This window comes from Helicobacter saguini, assembly GCF_000762875.2.
Lineage (GTDB): Bacteria > Campylobacterota > Campylobacteria > Campylobacterales > Helicobacteraceae > Helicobacter_A > Helicobacter_A saguini.
In genome coordinates this window covers 1-18787 of sequence record NZ_JRMP02000019.1, presented here as the reverse complement: position 1 = coordinate 18787, position 18787 = coordinate 1, and the positions used below count along the sequence as shown (strand labels likewise).

Sequence of the window (18787 nt, the reverse complement as noted above, 5' to 3'; positions counted from 1 at the left end):
TATGAAAAAGTTGCTATTAATTATTGCGTTTTTTGGCGTTATGAGTGCTGAATCTAGCCTTATGAAACAAGGCTTTTACTTTAGCATAGGGCATTCGACTAGCTATTTTAACTTTAATGAGTTTGATAAAACAAATAATGACGCCTTTATTATGCGAATGGATACTTTGGCAGTGGGCGTAAATGCTGGTGTGGGCTTTGTGGGGGCTAGTTTTAAAGCGGAGCTAAATATAGATTCTAATATCGGTGGTGGGCTTTATACAGGGGGCGATTACTATACAGGGGCAAGGAAGCGTAGCTATGATTTCCACTCCTTTCATCACGCAGATGTGATTTTGGGGTATAATGTTTTGCGTAGCTTTGAGCGTGTGAGTTTATATTTGCAAAGCGGGGTTAGCTATCTTTTTAGTCGTAATGAAAGCTCGACTTTAGAGCGCGTGCAAGGGTATTTGTCCATTCCTTTTGGCTTGGAAGGGCAAGTGAAGCTAGGAGAAACTTGGAGTTTTGATTATATGGGGAGATACAATCTATTTTTGCTAGGGCATCATATAAGTCGTGGTAATGGCTATGGAATGAATGGCGATTTAAACACACTGCAAAAAACAGGCTGGGGGGCTAAGGCGATGATAGGCTTTTCGCGTGTGAATAAAGATTCTAAAATCACAAGCTATCATTTAGTCTATGAATATTTCTATAAAGATGACTCGCCTGCGGCAAATCTATTTAGCTATGTAACAGGAGTGCCATCTAACCCCCGCGAACCCCGCAGCACACAGCACATTTTCACATTTGAATACACCTGGCGTTTTTAGAATCTAGATTCTATAATATTAAAAATCTCGGTTGTGTCGTAATTTTGTATCTTTTCTTGCATTTTGGCTAGGTAAGTATCGATATTTGCGGCATTTAGGATATGTTCACCTTTGGCAATAGATTCTATATAAATGCTATTCATTTGGCTGTTATGATGGACTACATCTTTGTAATTTGCGATATTATCAGCAAAGGACAGCAAGTCAAAGCCATAGATTCTAACATTGCTAAACTTTTCACACTCTAGCACAAACTCGCGGATAACAGCCGCCCACATACTAAAATACTCACGCCCACGCACAAGGTAATTTGTCCTATGAAACGCGGGGATAACAAGATAAAAATTCGTATCTTTATGCGATTTTATAAAACTAAAAAGATAATTATTTATAGAATCTTGGGAGATTTTTTTAAAAGATTCCATACTCATTTCGCTATGAATCTTAGTTTTTATTTGCTTTAGCTCGGCAATATTTGCTTTTTTTTGCAAGAAATTATTTAGCCCACCAAAATATTCATTACCCTCACTCCATTTCATTTGCGGAGTTTCATAAATATTAATCACTTCGCCCACGCATTTTGGGCTTTTACTCCAAATAATCGCACAAAATATATTTTTTGGATTCATATAAATTTTTAGATTTTTTAACGTTGGATTTTTATATAAAAAGTCGAAATCTTTTGTGTCGTCCGCGACATTAAAGCCATCGATTGAATAGATAATATTATCAATTTTTTTGTGATTAAAAAGATACTCCAAAATCACGGCGCGAGTTTTAAATGAGCCGCCAAGCAAGGAGAGATTTACCCATTTGTTTGTGTTTTGAGTGTGGATTTTAGATTCTATAGAATCTGTTTTATCCGTCATATTGAGCGATGGCGAAATATCTATGTTTGTATTCTTAGAATCTATAGAATCTAGTTTATTTTTAGTTAGATTTTTCGCTTCGCTCAAAATGACGTCTTTATTAGATTCTATAGAATCTATTTTATTCGTCATATTGAGCGGTAGCGAAATATCTATGTTTTTAGAATCTTTATTGCTAAATGTTAGATTTTTCGCTTCGCTCAAAATGACATCTTTATTAGATTCTATAGAATCTATTTTATTCGTCATATTGAGCGGTAGCGAAATATCTATGTTTTTAGAATCTTTATTGCTAAATGTTAGATTTTTCGCTTCGCTCAAAATGATATCCTTATTAGATTCTACATCTTTATTAGATTCTATAGAATCTAGTTTCCTATCGCCCGCCCACCACCCTTTTGTTGGGTTAGATTCTATAGAATCTTGCGACTTCAAGGGCTTTACCCCCCCCCCCCATTCTCATTAATACTCAAATTTGATAATAAAGCATTTGCCTCTTTTGGACTCATATTTACAAAGATTGATGAGCCTAAAATCACGGAATTAAAATCATAAAAATCAATCACGCCCTTATCTTGCAGACGCGAATCAGCCATAAATGAAACAGGACGCAAATAGGGCTTATGAAAGAGCTGTAGCGGGTCGTATAAATACAAAAGTGTGCAAAGTAGGGCGATAAAAATCGGCGGCATAATCACGGTTAATATCACAAATTTTTTATAACTTAGCATTTATTTTCCTGTGTTCTTATAGAGTGCATTATACCACGAATAACCAAAGAAATTATTATGCAAATTCGCAAAGCTAAAAGCAAAATCATCCTTAAGATTCCACAAATATTTTAAGCCATCATTTAGGCGATTTTTCATAGATTTCAATGATGTTTTGATAGGCTAAATCTAGGGGTTTTTCTTTGTTATTTTTATTAATTTGGCTGGGGCTAAAGGCGTAGTGTTTGCGTTTTACTTTCATTTTCTTTAATGCCGACAAAAAAGCTAACATCAAGGGCGATAAATTTGTCATTAATGCTTGGTTTATTGTGTTTAAAATTATTTAAAAAGGCGAAAATTATTACATAGATTCTATATTTTTTGCTTTAGATGTTTGGTTTTCAAATGCCTGATTTTTAAAGGTTTGGGAAAAGTCGCGGTTTTTTTGATTTTTTGGTTGAGATTCTATAGAAAAGTTTTGATTTTCTTTTGGCTCTTGCAAAGTTTCTAGTTTTCTAAGTGGTTAGAATCTATAGAATCTAAATCTGTCATAAGGCAGATTCCACAAACGCAATATCTTTAATTTCCATAAATTTTAAAGGTTAGAAAATAAAAGTCATAGATTCTAAAAAGTATAGAATCTTAGTCTTTTTGCATTCTTTGGTATGTTGGGATGTCTAGGACTTCTTCGGTTATTTCGCTGCCGCTGACCTTTTTTTCATAGTGGAAATTAAATAGATTTTGCGCTCCTTTTTGCTGTGGCTTTTGCTCGCTGCTAGATTCTATATTTGTTTGCATAACTTGTGCGTTTGTGTTAGAATCTGGCGTGGTTGGAATGGACTTTGGCACGCTAATGCCTTGCGATTTTTCAATGCCTGTGATAATGATTGAAACGCGCACCTTATTTTCATCAAAATTATCCTTAGGATTAGTCCCAAAAATGATGTCAGCATCATCACTCGCGGACTCCTCAATCATCTCCATAGAACTCATAATCTGCATCATCGGCATCTTAGAATTAAACTCAAAATACACAATCGCACCAAGCGAACCATTGATTGAAATATTATCAAATAGCGGAGATTCAATAGCACTCTTAATCGCCTGTTGCGCGGCATCCTCACCCTCGCCCTCACCGATACTCATTAACGCCAAGCCCTTGTGGCTCATTATGGTTTTTAAATCTTGGAAATCCACGTTAATACCCATACCTGAGCTTGTCAAAATCACGCTTGAGATTCCATTTACAGCGCGCGCGACAACATCATCTACATAGCTCATACTCTCCGCATAGCTCGTGTTTTTGCCTATCACGCTTAGTAATTTCTCATTTGGAATGACAACGATAGAATCACACACTTCATACAACGCCTTTAAGCCCTCATCGGCAAATCGCATTCGTTTGCTTCCCTCGTGTTTAAAGGGCTTTGTGACTACCGCGACGGTTAGTGCGCCAACTTCTTTTGCTGCCTTAGCCACGATGGGCGCTGCACCTGTGCCTGTGCCTCCACCTAGCCCGGCTGAAATGATAATTAAATCTGAGCCATCTAGTGCGCGTTTAATCTCTTCATAGCTTTCCTCTGCTGCTGCCTTGCCCTGCTCAGGTCTCATGCCAGCCCCTAAGCCCTTTTTGCCTAAGATTATTCGCTCTTTGACAGGGTTATTTAGCATGTGCTGCATATCGGTATTTGCAATAATTAGTCGAATGTTAGAAAATGTCCCGCTGCGAACTAAATGTCCCATTGTGTTGTTACCAGCGCCCCCTACGCCAACTACGCTAATCATAGGAGCGTGGCTTAATTCCTCTTGAATCTCTATTGTATTGTCCATAATTTCACCTTTAAATTTAATTAAAATAAATCTCTAGCAAATTGCTTGACACGCCCAAAAAAGCTTGTCTTTTCTTTTTCTTTATTAATTTGTTGCTCATCAGTTGGCGGCTTATTTTGACTATCAGGTTCATCCAAGTCCGTTAAGTCAATCTCAAAACCTGAGCTTTCTTTGGTATTAGATTCTATCATATTACTTAATGTATTATGTTTATTTAGGATATTTCCTTGTGAATCTTTTTCATAATTAGTAAATCTCCCAGCTCCATATAGAATTAGCCCTACCACAACGCTACTACTAGAATCTTTTAAACTATCAAAAAGCCCACCGATTTCTAAAGGACGTGCTAGTCGCACAGATAAAGGGCTAAACATAGCGGATGCAAATTCTCTCATTCCCTTTAGATTTGCCATTCCACCGGTTAGCACGATGCCACTTACATTATTTCTTAAGCCGCTTCGCTCAATGCTTCGCCCTAAAATCTCTAAAGTCTCTTGCACCCTTGCCCCGATTATAGAATCTATTAGATTTAATTGCACGTCAATTAGCTCATCTTCTTTAGGATTGCCATTTCTTGGCACTTCCAAAATCTGTGATTTATCCGCTTCGCTTGGTAGCAAGTTTCCATATTTTATTTTTATCTCTTCGGCAATGACAATTTTTGTGTTTAACACACGGGCAATATCATTTGAAATATTATTGCTCCCTACGCCCAAAAAGTCGTTGTATCGCATAGAATTACCATCATATATCATTAAATCGCTAGTCTCAGCGCCCATATCAATGCAAACTACACCTAGCTCTTTTTCATCATCATGCAGCACTGCGATACTAGCCGCATAGCTTGATAGCACGACATTTTCTACTTCTATACCTGCTAGCATTACAGCGCGTTTCAAATTCTCTAAACTTGCCTTTTGCACGGTTACAATATGCGCATCAACTTTAAGGCTACTGCCTGTCATACCGATAGGGTCTTCTACGAAATCTTGGTCATCAAGCTTAAATCTAAAGGGCAAAATATGCACCACTTCGGAATCTTTTGGGATACCAGCATTATGCTTTGCCACATCAAGGGCAGTGCTAATCACATCAATTGTCACTTCGCCACGCACGACATTTGCGATACCGCTGCTATTTGTGCCTTTTGTATGTGCGCCAGATAGCGAGATTATCGCCTTTTTAGGATTCACACCTGCCATTCGTTTGGCGTCTTCTAGGCTTTGTCTTATAGCCTTGCTTGCCTGCTCTAAGTTTGTGATTGCGCCCTTTTTTATTCCCTGCGACTTGCATGAGCCTGTGCCTATGATTTGCACTTCTCTATCACGTGTGCCTTTGGCTTCACGTGTCTCCGCAATGATGGAGCAAACCTTAGTCGAACCTATATCTATGCCTAAGATAATTCTACTCAATTTTGCCTCCTATAATCTATAATCTTATATTTACTTTTCGCATATTCAAACATCGCATTTTGCATATCTAATCGTTTTAATTGCTCTATTTCATCGCTTTGCTCATTTGTGATATTTATCATTTCATCAAAACTCGCCATTTTTTGATTATTGATTCTAAAAAATACAGCCTTAGAATCATCGACATACACGACATCTTGTGTTTTTGTGCTTTTTAGAATCTTGCTAATTAAATCGCGCATTTGAGAAATATCAAGCCCTATATTTGCCATTTGCGTATATGTGGCATTGCTAGAATCTCCTAAGATTCTAATACTATCAAGGCTAATTTGCCCTACATTTTCAAAATCATTTGGTTTTATCTCTTTCATTTCATTACTTACAATCGCCCTAAATTGCTCACTTTCTTTTTTATTTTTCAAATCTTGCTTGGCAGAATCTTTTGCATCATCATAGCTTAACTCAGCCTTTGGACTTTTTTCTAGCAAGTATGGAATTATCCAGATTCTAGAGCCATTTTCATAAATAGGGTTTATAAAGCCTTTTTGGCTACTTGGTAGCTTTGCTAGTAAATTTTGATACACCAAAAAGTCATTATCATCAATCTCTACAAACCCCACAGGGATAGAATCTAGGGCAATTTGCACATTATTATCCACCGCATTTTTTAGCGCATTTATAGAATCTTTGTTAAGATTGCTTAACACATTGCTATAAATTTTCTCTTTAGATTCTATATTTTTTTGCATACTTTGCAAATATGCAGACGCCATTTTGATATAGTCTTTTTTATAGTCTTCTATAATCTCATCTCTAGCGGTATTTAGGGCGTTTGCACCATATTGTGCCGCATTGTCATTATAGAATCTAGTTAGACTATTTTCATCAATATCTATATCATCGGTATTAAGGGCAATATAGGCTAGTTTGTAGCTTGCCGGACGCGTATATTTCGCCTTATTACTCTCCCAAAAATTTCGTACATCATTTTCACTTAAAGTTATCGTTACATTTTTTAACGCGCTATCTTTATCAAGGACTTTTAAGGCGACATTATCCTTAATTTTTACCGCGTTTATAAAGGCATTCATCTCCAAAGTACTAGCGGGGAAATTAGGGAAATTCTGCACCTTATTAAGCAGTATATTTTCACTAATATTCTGCTCGAAACGTTCAGCATTTAGCCCATTTTGTGCTAGGGCATTTTTATAAATCTGTGCGTCAAATTGATTTAGCTCATTTGAAAAATACTGCTTATACTGCCCATTTATAAGCTCATCTGCGACTTCATTTGGCGTTACCACGACATCAAATTCATTAGCCAACGCATTTAATAAAGCACGATTTACCACACGTTCAAAGGCTAAACTTTCAATCTCTTTAACACGTCCACCATCGACATTTAACGCGTCAAAATTAGGATAAACTTCGCTTATTCTTTTATATGTTTCGTTGTATTCATTATCGTATTCTTGCACGCTTATGTATTCTTTACCGACTTTTGCGACATTATTCCCACCACCGGTAAAATATGAATAAACATCAGGCAAGTAGAATCCAAAAACTAAGGCAAATGCGCTAATCCACACGGTAATAACAAGCCATTTTTTATGCCTTTGCATCCATTCTAACATTCTAACTTCCCTTTAGCTACAAATTTCAGTATTTTTCAACAAAAAGATTCTATAAAATCTAAGTTTATCCACAAATTAGATTCTATAATGAATTTAGAATCTTACAAAAAAAGTTTTAAGATTCTTAACAAAAACATTAATTTTTGCAATATTTGCAAAAAATTGAAAAAAGATTCTATAAAGCTTAACAATTAATAAAATAATATATCTATGGAATCTTAAATGTTTCATTTGTTTGCACGGCAACTGGTATTTGCTTGCCATTCCACCAGCCATTTTTCATGTCCGGGCAGTAGTCACAGGCTTTATAAAAATCTTGCGCATAAAACTCTAAATAACGCTCTTTACTAGCGTTTGCTAAATCGATAAAATCGCCACTAAACTCATCTAAGCCTTTAAGACGAGAAAGCGAGCTAGCAATAGGACATACAAATACCGCTCCCTTAGGTGCTAAGCTTTGCGTATCCACGCTTTTATCACCACTATCAACGCTCATTAAGCTCACGCATCTAAGCATACAATTTTTAAAATTTTGCCTTATTTCTTCTTTGCTTCTATTTCGCTTATATTTTTCCCCACCATCTACCCATAATTCATCATTTTGCAATGAAAAATAGTATCGAATTTTATAACTTTTTAACAAATTAATTATGGCTTCATGTTTTAAAGGCACTTTTAAATTAGGGCTACGTGTATAATCGCTTATAAAAATCATAGCCTTATGCGTATCTTTAAGGCTTTCTAAAAGCTCATTGCTTGGGATAATCGTGCCATTTGTAACGATATTAAACGCCTTAATTTTAGGATTAGAATCTAAAAATTTTACGACATTGACTATATCTTTATAAAGCAAGGTTTCTCCTCCTATAAGCCGCACAAGGCGTATAGAATCTACTTTATCTAACATCGCGTTTAAAGATTCTATAATATGCTCTGTGCTACAAGTATATTGATTTTTTGCATTAAAATAAGGGACCATAACAGCACAAGATTCACAACGCATTGTGCATTTTAGCGTTAAAACGACTTCGATATATGGAATATCAACTTTTCCAAACAAGATTCTAAATTTTAGATATTTCTTTATAAAAGAATTGTGAATACTATCTAATTTCTTATATTTAGATTCTAATTTTACTAATTTTTGATAAAAATAATATAAAAAACCCTGTTGTCTATATCGCTTAAAAGGCATAAGAAAACGAAATGGACTTTTAGTCTTATACTTGCTAGGGTTGTAGCCAAAAGGTATTTGTTTCATGTATCTTGCGGTTGTTTCCGCTCCAGAGCCTATTTCTATGTAGCGAGAAAAAAATGTATTATTTTTAAGTAGCTTTTTCCAAAATTTATATCTATGAACAAGGCGTGAAAAAATATTTTTAGGTTTTTTAGAATCTTTTGAGTGTTTAAAATCAGATTCTAAAGAGTGATGTAGGTTGTGCTTACCCCCCCCCCCCATTTCTACACTAGATTCCATATTTATAGAATCTATTTTGCTTTTATCTTTTAAATGTTGCATATTTTCTCCTTAAATATCATTCATCGCGAGTAGAAATTCATCGTTGTTTTTTGTGTCTTTGATTTTGGAATATAGGAAATTTAGGGCTTCGATGTCATCCATTTGGCTAATTACATTTCGTAACATCCACACTTTTGTAAGCCGCTCTTGCCCTAAAAGTAGGTCATCTTTTCTTGTGCCTGATTTCAAAATATCAAATGCGGGGTAGATTCTGCGGTCAGCGATGTTTCTAGCTAGGACTATCTCGCAGTTTCCTGTGCCTTTAAACTCTTCAAAAATTACCTCATCCATCTTTGAGCCTGTCTCGATTAGTGCGGTAGCAATAATCGTCAAACTCCCGCCATGCTCGATATTTCTCGCCGCTCCAAAAAATCGCTTTGGTCTATGCAGCGCGTTTGCATCCACGCCACCGCTTAGCACCTTGCCACTTGAAGGCGTTGCCGCGTTATACGCCCTTGCAAGTCGCGTTATGGAATCTAGCAAGATTACGACATCTTTGCCCACTTCGATTCGCCGTTTGGCACGTTCCAAAACTAGCTCGGCAACGCGAATATGATTTGTGCTTGGCAAGTCAAATGTGCTTGAGAATACTTGCCCTTTGACGCTTCGCTCCATGTCGGTTACTTCTTCAGGGCGTTCATCCACTAGCAAGACCATTAGCTCGATTTCAGGGTGATTTTCGCTTATGCCGTGTGCGAGTTCTTTCATTAGCTCCGTTTTCCCTGTGCGTGGTGGCGCGACAATTAGTGCGCGCTGTCCCTTGCCGATAGGGCTAAATAAGTCTAGCATTCGCCCTGTGATTTTTTGGCTGTTGTATTCGAGTTTGATTTGCTCTGTGGGGAAAAGTGGCGTTAGATTCTCAAAAAGTGGGCGATTTTTGATTTCTTCTAGGCTTAGATAATTTACCGCTTCTATTTTCAAAAGGGCGTAGTAACGCTCCTGGTCTTTTGGCGCGCGCACCTGCCCGGTGATAATATCGCCATTTCTAAGGGCGAAACGATGGATTTGACTTTGGCTCACATAGGTGTCGTGCTGGGTATTTGTGAAATTCTCATCAATGCTACGCAAAAAGCCATAGCCTTCATTTGTAATCTCAAGGATGCCTGAAATTAGGATAAATCCGCCCTGACTAACCTGCGTTTTTAGAATCTCAAAAACCAAATCCTGCCGCAAAAACTCTTGTGGATTTTCAATGCCAAGGCTTGTGGCAATTTTGGTTAGCTCCTCAATAGGCTTGCTTCGCAACTCCTCGATTTTATAGCCACTAACAGGCGTGTGCGTGCGTTTTTTTTCATATTGAGTTCGCTCATTTTGGTTACGCTCGTTGAAATTGTTAGAATCTTTATTGTAGATTCTATCGTTGTTGTAGCCATTGTGTGTGTTGTTGTGCGTGGCGTTAAAGTTGCCATTATGATTGCTGTAGCCATAGCCACGCTCGTGCGTCTCGCCATTTTGGGCGTTTCGCGTGTATGTGCGTGGTTTGTATGCTCGCTTTTTATTGTCATCATCTTTTTCAATCGACATATTTTTCTCCTAAGAATTAAGATTCTATCACGTTTTAAAATGATTAAGAATCTAGATTCTATTGTCACAATGGGAGATTAAATTTAAGTTTTAAAATATCTTTCTTTAATCTATTCCCACCCTGCTACCCTTTAAGGTAAGATATTTCGCAGAATCTAGATTCTATAAAAAATAAAATTAATGAAAAAAGTAGATTATTTTCGCTATTTAACCTTAGCAACAAGCGTAGAAAAAGCCTTAGGATTGCTATAAGCAATATCAGCTAGAATCTTCCTATCTAACGCAATATTCGCCTTTTTTAGCGCGTTTATAAACTTCGAATAGCTAATGCCATTTTGCCTGCACGCCGCATTTATCCGCACAATCCAAAGGCGTCTAAAATCGCGTTTCTTTTGCTTTCTATCACGAAACGCATAGCACAAACTTCGCTCTAACTGCTCTTTTGCCTTTCTAAAATGCTTTCGCCTAGCGCTATAAAAACCACGCGCCAACTTCAAAATTTTCTTATGTCTTCGCCGTCTAACGACACCTGTTTTAACTCTCATTTTTTATCCTTTAGTAACTTTACCTTTTTGTTGTTTTTAATTTTTTATCGCAAACTTTTGTTTAAAATGTTTGAAATAAAAAAATAAAATAACGCAAGGTGCAAACTTTATGTTTAATCTTGTCCTATTTTTTATCATTTTCAATCTAAAATAGGAGACTAAATATAGAATCTTTTTATGTTTAAAACTTAAGATTCTATAAACCTACATCCAAATGTTAGAATCTAGATTCTAAATTTCCTAACTTTAAAGCTAAAAAGTTATAGAATCTATAGAATCTAACAAACCATTTAAAGCAAGATTCTAAAATATAGAATCGCTTTAAAACGCACGATTTACGCAACGCTAACCACGACACATCAAAATTCTAATCGCATCAAGATTGCTCTCATGCACATAATGCGGAGAATTTAGTCGTGCTTTGCGTTTTGGCGACTTTTTAGTCAAAATGTGACTTTTAAACGCCGAGCCCCTTTTTACCGCATTCGCTTTCAACTTAAAACGCTTTGCAGCACCACGATTTGTTTTCATCTTAGGCATCCTAAACTCCTTTCAAATAAAATTAAAAGCTGAAATTATACCACAAAATTTCATATTTATTACTTTTATTTATCCCCTTTAAACAACATCTCATAAAGCCTATCATCGTTATTTAGATAATGCAAACTTTTGTGATAGTTTTCAATTATTGCTGGCAGGCGATTTGTGTAGTCTTGTGGCGTGCAAGCAGCCAAAATAGATTCTATATTATCCACATCATTTGGGCGCAAGGTGATAATTCCATCAGGGTTAAAAAACTCCGCGATTTTAGTCGCCCCGATATAAAGCGGCACAGCCATTGAAATAAAGCAGTTTAGAATCTTTTCAGTGAAATAATACTCGCTTTGCATATTTTCCACGACAATATGATAACGATAACTATCAAGAGCTTGAGATGTATAACGCACATAATTATTAACATAAGAGCCAAAAATATCGACACGTGCGTTACTTTTAAGCCGTGAAGCAATCGCATTTCTAACTATATGCAAGGGCGTAAAAGTTTTACCAGAGCAAATCATACTAATATCTTTGCTTTTTTTCTCATATTTAGTCGCACTATGAGATAAAGTATCGCCAGATTCTAAATAACACCACGGCGCAGCACCGCAAAAAAGCCGCGCATTAGGGAATTTCTCAAGCAATATAGAATCAAAAGTAATGATATTTTTAAACTCACTAGCTAGATTTTTCGCCTTGACAAAATCGCTATAAACTTTTTTATTAATCGTGCGTGGTTCGCCAAATAGCGCATATTTCGCATTCGGTTTTCCCATTGTTTGAAAAATATCATTATCAGTATAAAAATGAATGTCAAGCCCAAAATTATATCTATCCCATAAGAAATATCTACTATCATTATATGGACTATACCAAGTAGCCGAGCTACGCAGGAAAAATAGCTCGAGTGGTTCGCCAAACTCATTAAAAATACGTGGTTTTTTAAAGCTAAAACCTTGCTTTTTGCTGTAATATGGATAATAGCACTTGCCATAAATCTTGCTTTGGAAACTTAGGCGATTGCGTTTATTACGCACTTTGTCAATGAAATCTTGTAAGAATTGTATCCGCAAAGTTGCATCCTTGTTAGAATTATATTTGATATGATTCTATACAGCAAGTAAACACCAAAAACAAACGATACATTACCCTAATTTATATTCATTTTCTAGATATTTTGTGTAGATTTTGGATGCTAGAAAATCGGGGTTATCCATCATTTTTATGTGGAATGGAATTGTCGTTTTTATGCCCTTTATGCTAAATTCTTTTAAGCTTCGTTTCATTCGTGCGATTGCCTTTTGACGCGTCTCAGCCCACACGACTAGCTTCCCTATCATAGAATCATAAAACATAGGCACGCTATATCCCGCGTATGCGTGGGTATCAAGCCGCACATTTGCCCCGCCGGGCGCTATCCATTCAGTAATTTTGCCAGGACATGGATAAAATTTCTCTGGGTCTTCTGCTGTGATTCTACACTCGATGCTATGCCCTTTGAATGTGATAGAATCTTGACTAGGCAACTCCTCGCCCTCAGCAATGCGTATCATCCACTCGACTAAATCTAAGCCACTAACCATTTCGCTTACGGTATGCTCGACTTGCAGCCGCGTATTCATCTCCATAAAATAAAAATCTTTATTGTTAGAATCTAGTAAAAACTCAAATGTCCCAGCGCCCACATAGCCGATATATTTCGCCGCTTTTATCGCGGTCTCTAGGAGCTTCTCACGCACACTAGAATCTAGCACCACCGCTGGAGTTTCCTCAATCAGCTTTTGCTGACGGCGTTGCATTGAGCAGTCGCGCTCACCGATATGCAGCACATTTCCATGCTTATCAGCTAAGATTTGCACCTCGATATGCTTTGGCTTATTGATAAATTTTTCCATATAAATTGTGCCATCGCCAAACGCACTCAAAGCCTCGCTTTCAGCCGCCAAATACAAGTTTTTTAGCAGTCCCTTATCAGGCACCACACGCATACCGCGACCACCCCCACCGGCTGCGGCTTTTAATATCACCGGATAGCCGATTTCATCAGCCACTTTCAGTGCCTCATGGTAGCTTTTTAGCGCGCCATCACTGCCCACAATGACTGGCACACCCGCTTCTTTCATACAATCTTTCGCCTTAGATTTATCACTCATTAGCATCATCACTTCTTTACTAGGACCGATAAACTCGATGCCATGATGCTCGCAAATCTCGACAAAATTTTGATTTTCACTCAAAAAGCCATACCCCGGGAAAATCGCGTCAGCTTCGAACAAATCCGCCGCACTCATAATCGCCGGGATGTTTAGATAGCTCTCGCTACTTTTTGCCCCACCTATGCACACTTTGGCGTCTGCGACCTCTAAGTAATGCGTGTCTTTATCGGCGATGGAGCAGATTGCTATGGCTTGTTTGCCCATTTCTTGAATGGTGCGAATTGCCCTTAAAGCGATTTCACCGCGATTAGCAATTAGAATGCGTTGAATCTTTTTTCGCTCTACTTTTTTATTAACGCGTTTAGATTCTATAATTTTGATATTTTTAGTGCTTTTTGTTTTAGATTCTGTAACTTTTTTTGTTCTAGTTGGCTTTTTAGTTTGGCTTATAGAATCTTTAGAATCTGTTTTGGCGGCTCTTGCATTTTGGTATAACTTTTTGATTTTAAAGTTAGGATTTTTAGAATCTATTTTTTGCGTAGAATCTCTTTTAGAATCTCCCCGCATAGAATCTAAAGTTCTAGATTCCATAACTTTTTTACCACTTTTATTAGAATCTACTTTCACATTTTTCTTTTCCATTTTACACTTCCTTTTAAATAGATTCTATATTCGCTCGACCATCACAAGCTTCGTGCCATACTCGACTGGCTGGGCGTCATTGACCTCGATTTCAATGATTCTGCAATTAAATTCCGCTTCAATCTCATTCATAATTTTCATCGCCTCAACAATGCCGATAACCTGCCCCTTTTTCACACTATCGCCAACGCTTACAAATGGTGCTGCCCCCGGACTTGCCGAGCGATAAAATGTGCCGACCATAGGAGAAGTGATAAACTCCGCATTTGCCGCACTTTTAGGCTCACTGACAGGCGAAGTAGTGGCTACTTGCGGGGCTTGGGCTGGGGTAGATTCTATAATTTGTGTGATTTGTGGCGTTTGCGTTGTGGGTGCTGGGGGAGTAATTGGGGCTAACTTTTGCGTATCAAAACTTCTAGATTCTATAACTTTCCCCCCTTTATTAAGCTTAATATTAAAATTTTCACTCTCAATTTTTAGCGATTCTAGGCTACTTTCATCAAACATTTTAATAATTTCTTTAATCTCATCAATTTTCATATTCTCAACCTTTAAGCTTAAAATAACCTTGCTATAATACCATAAAAATTACAATTTTTGCAATTTGTGCGTTTTAAAATGTGGATTATAGAATCTAGATTCTATTATATTCCGTATAAATAGCGTTTAGGAAAAATAAAACATAAACTATGTTAAAATTCTATTTATTTTTAAATCTATATTGTTAAGATTCTGTAAAATTTACTTACGCATTCCTAAAGACTTAATTTATAAGCAATATTAGCTTGAGATAATCTAGAATTGATAATATGCTAACTTTTTTTCATTTTTATTATATTTTTCATAATATTTATAGAATCTATTTAAGGAAAATTTAAGTTTTTATGTGATAAAATTCCGCTTAAAATTTTAAGAAATTCTAGATTCTACATTTAGAGATTCTAAAAAAGGTCGAAATGTAAGAATAAAATTTACAAAGTGGAGAAATACTATGCAAAAAGTCAAAAAAATAACCTTAAGTTTGGTTTTAGTGGCTGGTTTTAGTGGCGTGGCTAGTGCGTATTGCACCACGAATGTGTGTAATAGCGGACTTGTGGCAATCGGTGGCAATTTTAATAGTTTGGGCGGCAGTGCGGCGAATATGAACGCGTATGGCGGGTATTTGCGGCTGGGCTATGAGTCTGTGTTTGTGCGGCGGTATTATGTCGGCACGGATGGCGTGATTGGCGGGGGCGTGAGTAACGCTAGTGGCGGCGTTTTGGGTGCGTTTAAAAAAAGTTCGCCTTTTGTGAATTTCGAGTGGAATCTGCGCGCTGGGCTGAATGTTTTTACCGATAATGCGCCGCTTTTTATCAATGCGCTCGTGGGCGTGGAAAAGTTTATGCGAAGTGGCGTGGAGCGGACGCTGTATTATGTCGGGGCTGAGGCGCGTGGGCAGATTCCATTCAATGCGGGCAAGGGAAATGTGCTGTATGGTGCGGGTTATAGCTTTGTGATTGGCGATTCTTACACTTTTAAGGACGCTGCAAGTAGCGTGAATGCGCCTATTTCTGGCTTTAATTATGGCATTCAGGCACATCTTGGAGTCGAGCATTTGATTGGTGAGCGAATTTCGTTTTTTAGTAAGATTATAGGGAAATATTACGCATTAAATAGTTCTAAAAATGCTAACTTTAATGGTGCAGATATTTCATATCCTGCAACTAATTCATATAATATTATGCTTGAGATTGGGATAAATGGGTTTTAAGATTTTTGTAGAGTTTTGGGATTTTGCAAATATCAAATAACAAGTTCGCTTGTATTCTTGTGTTAAAAAATGTGGATTTTACGAAATCTAATCTGCGTAAAAGATGTTATTTTTGTATAGATGTTTCCATTCGCCGCTACTAAATTGAATGGTTGAATGTTGCGGTGTTTTTATCTCATAAACGCGGTTAATATTTGTGTATAAATACACTACGATAGCCGAGATTAGCGTGGTTTCGCCACTTTCATTTACATAAAAATATTGCGGATAAATCACGCGCTGTAGCTTAAAATTTTTGTCATTTTTTATCATAGAATCTAGCTTAGATTCTATATTTTGCGGAATTTTTGCACTGATAGAATCTAGACTCGCACTCGGCACGTCATAGTATTTTAAGCCATTTTTAAGCTTTGGTGGAAACGCCTTATTTATAGAATCCACAATAAAAAGTCGCTTCGCATTTTTAGGATTTTTATAGCCGCTTAGACTAGCAGCGATATTTTCGAAACGCGCCTTAGAATCTAGCCAAAGTTGCGTGGTTTGCGAGTTTTTATTTTTTAAATTAGATTCTATATTCTTTTGCAATTGCAGTTTAGAATCTTTATTTTGGGCTTCAATTTGCGTGATTTCATCATAAAGATTTTTGTCAAAAATGTAGATTCCGCTGTAATTTTTGGCAATTTTTTTGGCTTTATAATAATTAGTATCAAAAAGATAAAAGGTGCATCCGCTAAGAAAAAACGCGACAAACACACTAAAAAAGATTCTATAAATTCGCATAAATTTCGCCTTAAAATCAAATTAAAAACAAAATAATAACACATAAATGATATAATTTTCGCAAAATTTTAAGGAGAAAAAATGAAAAAAATGGCTAGTTTTTGGGTTGGTTTGGCGATATTTTTTGGCATTTTTAGTGGGATTTTGCGGAGTGAAGATGCCTTTAGTGCGTTAGAAGAGGCGCGGCTGCGTGTGTTTGAGAGCCTTTATAAAGCCGAGCTAAATAGCGTTGAGAAAAAACGTGCGTTTTTAGAAAAAAACTTTGAATCCGCCACAGAACACGATATTTACACCTTTCCAAATGCCACGATAGCACAGGCTTATGAGGCGTATTCTAAGGCGAATTTGAACGCAAAATCTGGCTTTAGCCTGCCGCAAAGGGCGTTGCCTAGCGAGAATAAGGCGTTTAAGGTTGAGCCTACTAAGAGTGAGCCTGGCTATGTGATTTCTTACATTTGGGGTAATAATAAGAAAAAGTTGGTGATTACAAGCACGCAGATTGTGCAAAAAGATTCAATTTGTGCTAAGGAAGTGCTGGAATTTGAGCAGTTTGCAAAAAGCGTGGTGCTAAAGTCAAATTATGAGCAGTATTGTTTTGAGTAATTTTGTGGCTAAAAGGTTATGAAATGCCTAATGTTAAAAAAAGTAAAGTTGCGAAATTAATAATAGCGAAAACAAAAAATGAATTAGAAAATGCGCTAGATTCTAAAAAAGATTCTATAATATTGCAACGATTACAGAATCTAGATTCTATAACTAATATTAAAAAAAGTTCTAAAAATGATAATATAGAATCTTGCTTGGGTTCTAAAAATATGGATTCTAAATTTATGGATTCTAAAGATTCTAAAAGAGATTCTAACAAGGATTCTAAAGGGGCAATAAATTCTAATATCCATAACTTAGATTCTATAAAAGCTATAAATAACATAACTATCGGCTTATCTCCTACAATGGGCGCACTGCATAATGGGCATAAAAGTTTAATACAAGCAAATGTGAGCGAAAATGATATTTCAATCGTTAGCATTTTTGTGAATCCTACGCAATTTAGCGCGGGTGAAGACCTTGCAAATTATCCGCGCACGATTGAAAGTGACTTAAAAATGTGTGAGAGTTTGGGCGTGGATATTGTGTTTTTACCTGAAATTAGCGAGATTTATGAAGTGGATTTTTTGCAAGATTCTAAAAAAAATTCTAAAGTTGATTTCAAAATAGATTCTAAAGAGAATCTTAAGGGAAATTCTAAAACAGATTCTAAAGAGAATGTTAAAACAAATTCTAAAGATTCTAAAACAGATTCTAAAAGCAATAAAAAAAACAAAAACCCTTTTGAATCCGATGAAATCACCCTAAATCCACCTAAAAAAATGGGCTATATTTTGGAGGGATTCTACCGACCTACGCATTTTGCAGGCGTCATTCAAGTCGTTTTGAAACTCCTAAATCTAACACAGGCAAACAACGCATATTTTGGCAAAAAGGACGCCCAACAACTGCTAATCATTCAAAAAATGGCACGCGATTTGCGATTAAAAACGCGCATCATTCCCATTGACATTGTGCGTGATAGCGACACTTTAGCCCTTAGCTCGCGAAATGTTTATCTAGATTCTAAGACGCGACAAAAGGCGTTAGCCATCCCAAAAACAATCTTTCATATAGAATCTTTAATAAAAAAAAATGTGCGTGATATAGGCACTTTGAAGCGCGAAGCTTTAGCAATCTTAAGCGGTTTAGACATTGATTATATGGATTTTTTCACGCATAATTTAAGCCTTGCAAAAGAGGCAAAAAATTGCATTTTTTTAATCGCTGTGCGTTTCAAACTCCCGCAAAATAGCCACAAAAACGCTCCAAAAGAAGTGCGCCTACTTGATAATTTATGGATAGAATAAATGTTAATATACCACCACCCTAACCACCCTGGCATTACTAGGTGCTAATAAGATTTTACCTTGTATATTTAGATTTATTTCTTTATCATCACATTCTCTTATATAATCTCTTTTTAAATCAATAAAGTCTCCATAACCATATTCTAAATCTTTAGAATCTATTTTAG

Annotated in this window: 22 protein-coding genes; 5 read left to right on the top strand and 17 right to left on the bottom strand. The window is 36.6% G+C overall.

Features of this window, described 5'->3' with window-relative positions; translation table 11 throughout:
• The first annotated feature begins 1 nt into the window (after window position 1).
• Window positions 2-811 (top strand): hypothetical protein, encoded by an 810-nt coding sequence (locus LS64_RS10095; protein WP_034569484.1) that lies wholly within the window; start codon window positions 2-4, stop codon window positions 809-811.
• On the opposite strand, the gene LS64_RS10090 is transcribed toward LS64_RS10095, so the two are convergent.
• Window positions 808-2001, bottom strand: a complete 1194-nt coding sequence (locus tag LS64_RS10090; RefSeq protein ID WP_160662243.1) for a hypothetical protein — start codon at window positions 1999-2001, stop codon at window positions 808-810. The two genes, LS64_RS10095 and LS64_RS10090, sit on opposite strands and share 4 nt — an antisense overlap.
• A 1-nt stretch (window position 2002) precedes the next feature.
• On the opposite strand from LS64_RS10090, the gene LS64_RS12540 reads away from it, so the two are divergent.
• Window positions 2003-2146 (top strand): hypothetical protein, encoded by a 144-nt coding sequence (locus LS64_RS12540; RefSeq protein WP_160662239.1) that lies wholly within the window; start codon window positions 2003-2005, stop codon window positions 2144-2146.
• Here the strand turns inward: LS64_RS12540 and LS64_RS10085 are convergent.
• The 15 genes from LS64_RS10085 to accB all read right to left on the bottom strand — a co-directional run bounded on the left by LS64_RS10085 (window position 2121) and on the right by accB (window position 14732).
• Entirely contained in the window at window positions 2121-2411 is a 291-nt protein-coding gene (locus LS64_RS10085) for a hypothetical protein (protein WP_118962156.1), read from the bottom strand. The genes LS64_RS12540 and LS64_RS10085 overlap by 26 nt on opposite strands.
• Window positions 2412-2549 (bottom strand): hypothetical protein, encoded by a 138-nt coding sequence (locus tag LS64_RS12535; protein ID WP_160659314.1) that lies wholly within the window; start codon window positions 2547-2549, stop codon window positions 2412-2414. It lies immediately after the preceding gene.
• Window positions 2530-2703: a hypothetical protein gene (locus tag LS64_RS12530; protein ID WP_160659313.1), complete on the bottom strand. Its 174-nt coding sequence runs from the start codon at window positions 2701-2703 to the stop codon at window positions 2530-2532. Before LS64_RS12530 ends, LS64_RS12535 begins: the two co-directional genes overlap by 20 nt.
• A gap of 48 nt (window positions 2704-2751) precedes the next feature.
• On the bottom strand, window positions 2752-2892 hold the full coding sequence (locus tag LS64_RS12525) for a hypothetical protein (protein WP_160659312.1): 141 nt from the start codon (window positions 2890-2892) through the stop codon (window positions 2752-2754).
• A 140-nt stretch (window positions 2893-3032) separates the two neighbouring features.
• Window positions 3033-4220 (bottom strand): cell division protein FtsZ, encoded by a 1188-nt coding sequence (gene ftsZ, locus LS64_RS10080; RefSeq protein ID WP_034571399.1) that lies wholly within the window; start codon window positions 4218-4220, stop codon window positions 3033-3035.
• A gap of 20 nt (window positions 4221-4240) precedes the next feature.
• Complete coding sequence (gene ftsA, locus LS64_RS10075; RefSeq protein ID WP_034571402.1) at window positions 4241-5632, bottom strand: cell division protein FtsA; 1392 nt, start codon at window positions 5630-5632, stop codon at window positions 4241-4243.
• Complete coding sequence (locus LS64_RS10070; RefSeq protein WP_034571405.1) at window positions 5629-7266, bottom strand: SurA N-terminal domain-containing protein; 1638 nt, start codon at window positions 7264-7266, stop codon at window positions 5629-5631. The genes ftsA and LS64_RS10070 overlap by 4 nt, the downstream gene beginning before the upstream one ends.
• A gap of 208 nt (window positions 7267-7474) precedes the next feature.
• Complete coding sequence (locus tag LS64_RS10065) at window positions 7475-8785, bottom strand: GTP 3',8-cyclase MoaA family protein (RefSeq protein ID WP_052062441.1); 1311 nt, start codon at window positions 8783-8785, stop codon at window positions 7475-7477.
• 9 nt (window positions 8786-8794) lie between these two features.
• Window positions 8795-10309 carry a transcription termination factor Rho gene (gene rho, locus LS64_RS10060; RefSeq protein ID WP_118949203.1) on the bottom strand — a complete coding sequence of 505 codons (1515 nt, stop codon included), beginning with the start codon at window positions 10307-10309 and terminating at the stop codon, window positions 8795-8797.
• A gap of 203 nt (window positions 10310-10512) precedes the next feature.
• Window positions 10513-10854: a 50S ribosomal protein L20 gene (rplT, locus tag LS64_RS10055; protein WP_034571407.1), complete on the bottom strand. Its 342-nt coding sequence runs from the start codon at window positions 10852-10854 to the stop codon at window positions 10513-10515.
• 217 nt (window positions 10855-11071) lie between these two features.
• Window positions 11072-11212, bottom strand: a complete 141-nt coding sequence (locus LS64_RS12520) for a hypothetical protein (protein ID WP_160659311.1) — start codon at window positions 11210-11212, stop codon at window positions 11072-11074.
• Window positions 11200-11394 (bottom strand): 50S ribosomal protein L35, encoded by a 195-nt coding sequence (gene rpmI / locus LS64_RS10050; protein ID WP_034571106.1) that lies wholly within the window; start codon window positions 11392-11394, stop codon window positions 11200-11202. The genes LS64_RS12520 and rpmI overlap by 13 nt, the downstream gene beginning before the upstream one ends.
• Before the next feature lie 65 nt (window positions 11395-11459).
• Complete coding sequence (locus tag LS64_RS10045) at window positions 11460-12467, bottom strand: glycosyltransferase family 10 domain-containing protein (RefSeq protein WP_034571104.1); 1008 nt, start codon at window positions 12465-12467, stop codon at window positions 11460-11462.
• Window positions 12468-12539: 72 nt separating this feature from the next.
• Window positions 12540-14192 (bottom strand): acetyl-CoA carboxylase biotin carboxylase subunit, encoded by a 1653-nt coding sequence (locus tag LS64_RS10040; protein ID WP_237416239.1) that lies wholly within the window; start codon window positions 14190-14192, stop codon window positions 12540-12542.
• A 24-nt stretch (window positions 14193-14216) separates the two neighbouring features.
• Window positions 14217-14732, bottom strand: coding sequence for an acetyl-CoA carboxylase biotin carboxyl carrier protein (gene accB, locus LS64_RS10035; protein ID WP_034571102.1), 516 nt, complete (start codon window positions 14730-14732; stop codon window positions 14217-14219).
• Between the two features lie 451 nt (window positions 14733-15183).
• Here accB and LS64_RS10030 point away from each other — a divergent pair, with 451 nt between their 5' ends.
• Window positions 15184-15942 carry a hypothetical protein gene (locus tag LS64_RS10030; protein WP_034571100.1) on the top strand — a complete coding sequence of 253 codons (759 nt, stop codon included), beginning with the start codon at window positions 15184-15186 and terminating at the stop codon, window positions 15940-15942.
• An 87-nt stretch (window positions 15943-16029) separates the two neighbouring features.
• On the opposite strand, the gene LS64_RS10025 is transcribed toward LS64_RS10030, so the two are convergent.
• On the bottom strand, window positions 16030-16722 hold the full coding sequence (locus LS64_RS10025) for a hypothetical protein (RefSeq protein WP_034571098.1): 693 nt from the start codon (window positions 16720-16722) through the stop codon (window positions 16030-16032).
• An 81-nt stretch (window positions 16723-16803) separates the two neighbouring features.
• On the opposite strand from LS64_RS10025, the gene LS64_RS10020 reads away from it, so the two are divergent.
• Both LS64_RS10020 and LS64_RS10015 read left to right on the top strand, forming a co-directional pair.
• Window positions 16804-17325, top strand: coding sequence for a hypothetical protein (locus LS64_RS10020; RefSeq protein WP_052062408.1), 522 nt, complete (start codon window positions 16804-16806; stop codon window positions 17323-17325).
• 23 nt (window positions 17326-17348) lie between these two features.
• Entirely contained in the window at window positions 17349-18620 is a 1272-nt protein-coding gene (locus LS64_RS10015; protein WP_052062407.1) for a pantoate--beta-alanine ligase, read from the top strand.
• Window positions 18621-18787 lie beyond the last annotated feature (167 nt).

What these genes read in the sequence shown, in the direction of transcription:
- LS64_RS10095 (WP_034569484.1), top strand. Translation starts at nt 2, where the DNA reads ATGAAAAAGTTGCTATTAATTATTGCGTTTTTTGGCGTTATGAGTGCT.
- LS64_RS12540 (WP_160662239.1), top strand. Translation starts at nt 2,003, where the DNA reads ATGATATCCTTATTAGATTCTACATCTTTATTAGATTCTATAGAATCT.
- LS64_RS10085 (WP_118962156.1), bottom strand. Translation starts at nt 2,411, where the DNA reads ATGCTAAGTTATAAAAAATTTGTGATATTAACCGTGATTATGCCGCCG.
- LS64_RS12535 (WP_160659314.1), bottom strand. Translation starts at nt 2,549, where the DNA reads ATGAAAAATCGCCTAAATGATGGCTTAAAATATTTGTGGAATCTTAAG.
- LS64_RS12530 (WP_160659313.1), bottom strand. Translation starts at nt 2,703, where the DNA reads ATGACAAATTTATCGCCCTTGATGTTAGCTTTTTTGTCGGCATTAAAG.
- ftsZ (WP_034571399.1), bottom strand. Translation starts at nt 4,220, where the DNA reads ATGGACAATACAATAGAGATTCAAGAGGAATTAAGCCACGCTCCTATG.
- LS64_RS10070 (WP_034571405.1), bottom strand. Translation starts at nt 7,266, where the DNA reads ATGTTAGAATGGATGCAAAGGCATAAAAAATGGCTTGTTATTACCGTG.
- LS64_RS10065 (WP_052062441.1), bottom strand. Translation starts at nt 8,785, where the DNA reads ATGCAACATTTAAAAGATAAAAGCAAAATAGATTCTATAAATATGGAA.
- rho (WP_118949203.1), bottom strand. Translation starts at nt 10,309, where the DNA reads ATGTCGATTGAAAAAGATGATGACAATAAAAAGCGAGCATACAAACCA.
- rplT (WP_034571407.1), bottom strand. Translation starts at nt 10,854, where the DNA reads ATGAGAGTTAAAACAGGTGTCGTTAGACGGCGAAGACATAAGAAAATT.
- rpmI (WP_034571106.1), bottom strand. Translation starts at nt 11,394, where the DNA reads ATGCCTAAGATGAAAACAAATCGTGGTGCTGCAAAGCGTTTTAAGTTG.
- LS64_RS10040 (WP_237416239.1), bottom strand. Translation starts at nt 14,192, where the DNA reads ATGGAAAAGAAAAATGTGAAAGTAGATTCTAATAAAAGTGGTAAAAAA.
- accB (WP_034571102.1), bottom strand. Translation starts at nt 14,732, where the DNA reads ATGAAAATTGATGAGATTAAAGAAATTATTAAAATGTTTGATGAAAGT.
- LS64_RS10030 (WP_034571100.1), top strand. Translation starts at nt 15,184, where the DNA reads ATGCAAAAAGTCAAAAAAATAACCTTAAGTTTGGTTTTAGTGGCTGGT.
- LS64_RS10025 (WP_034571098.1), bottom strand. Translation starts at nt 16,722, where the DNA reads ATGCGAATTTATAGAATCTTTTTTAGTGTGTTTGTCGCGTTTTTTCTT.
- LS64_RS10020 (WP_052062408.1), top strand. Translation starts at nt 16,804, where the DNA reads ATGAAAAAAATGGCTAGTTTTTGGGTTGGTTTGGCGATATTTTTTGGC.
- LS64_RS10015 (WP_052062407.1), top strand. Translation starts at nt 17,349, where the DNA reads ATGCCTAATGTTAAAAAAAGTAAAGTTGCGAAATTAATAATAGCGAAA.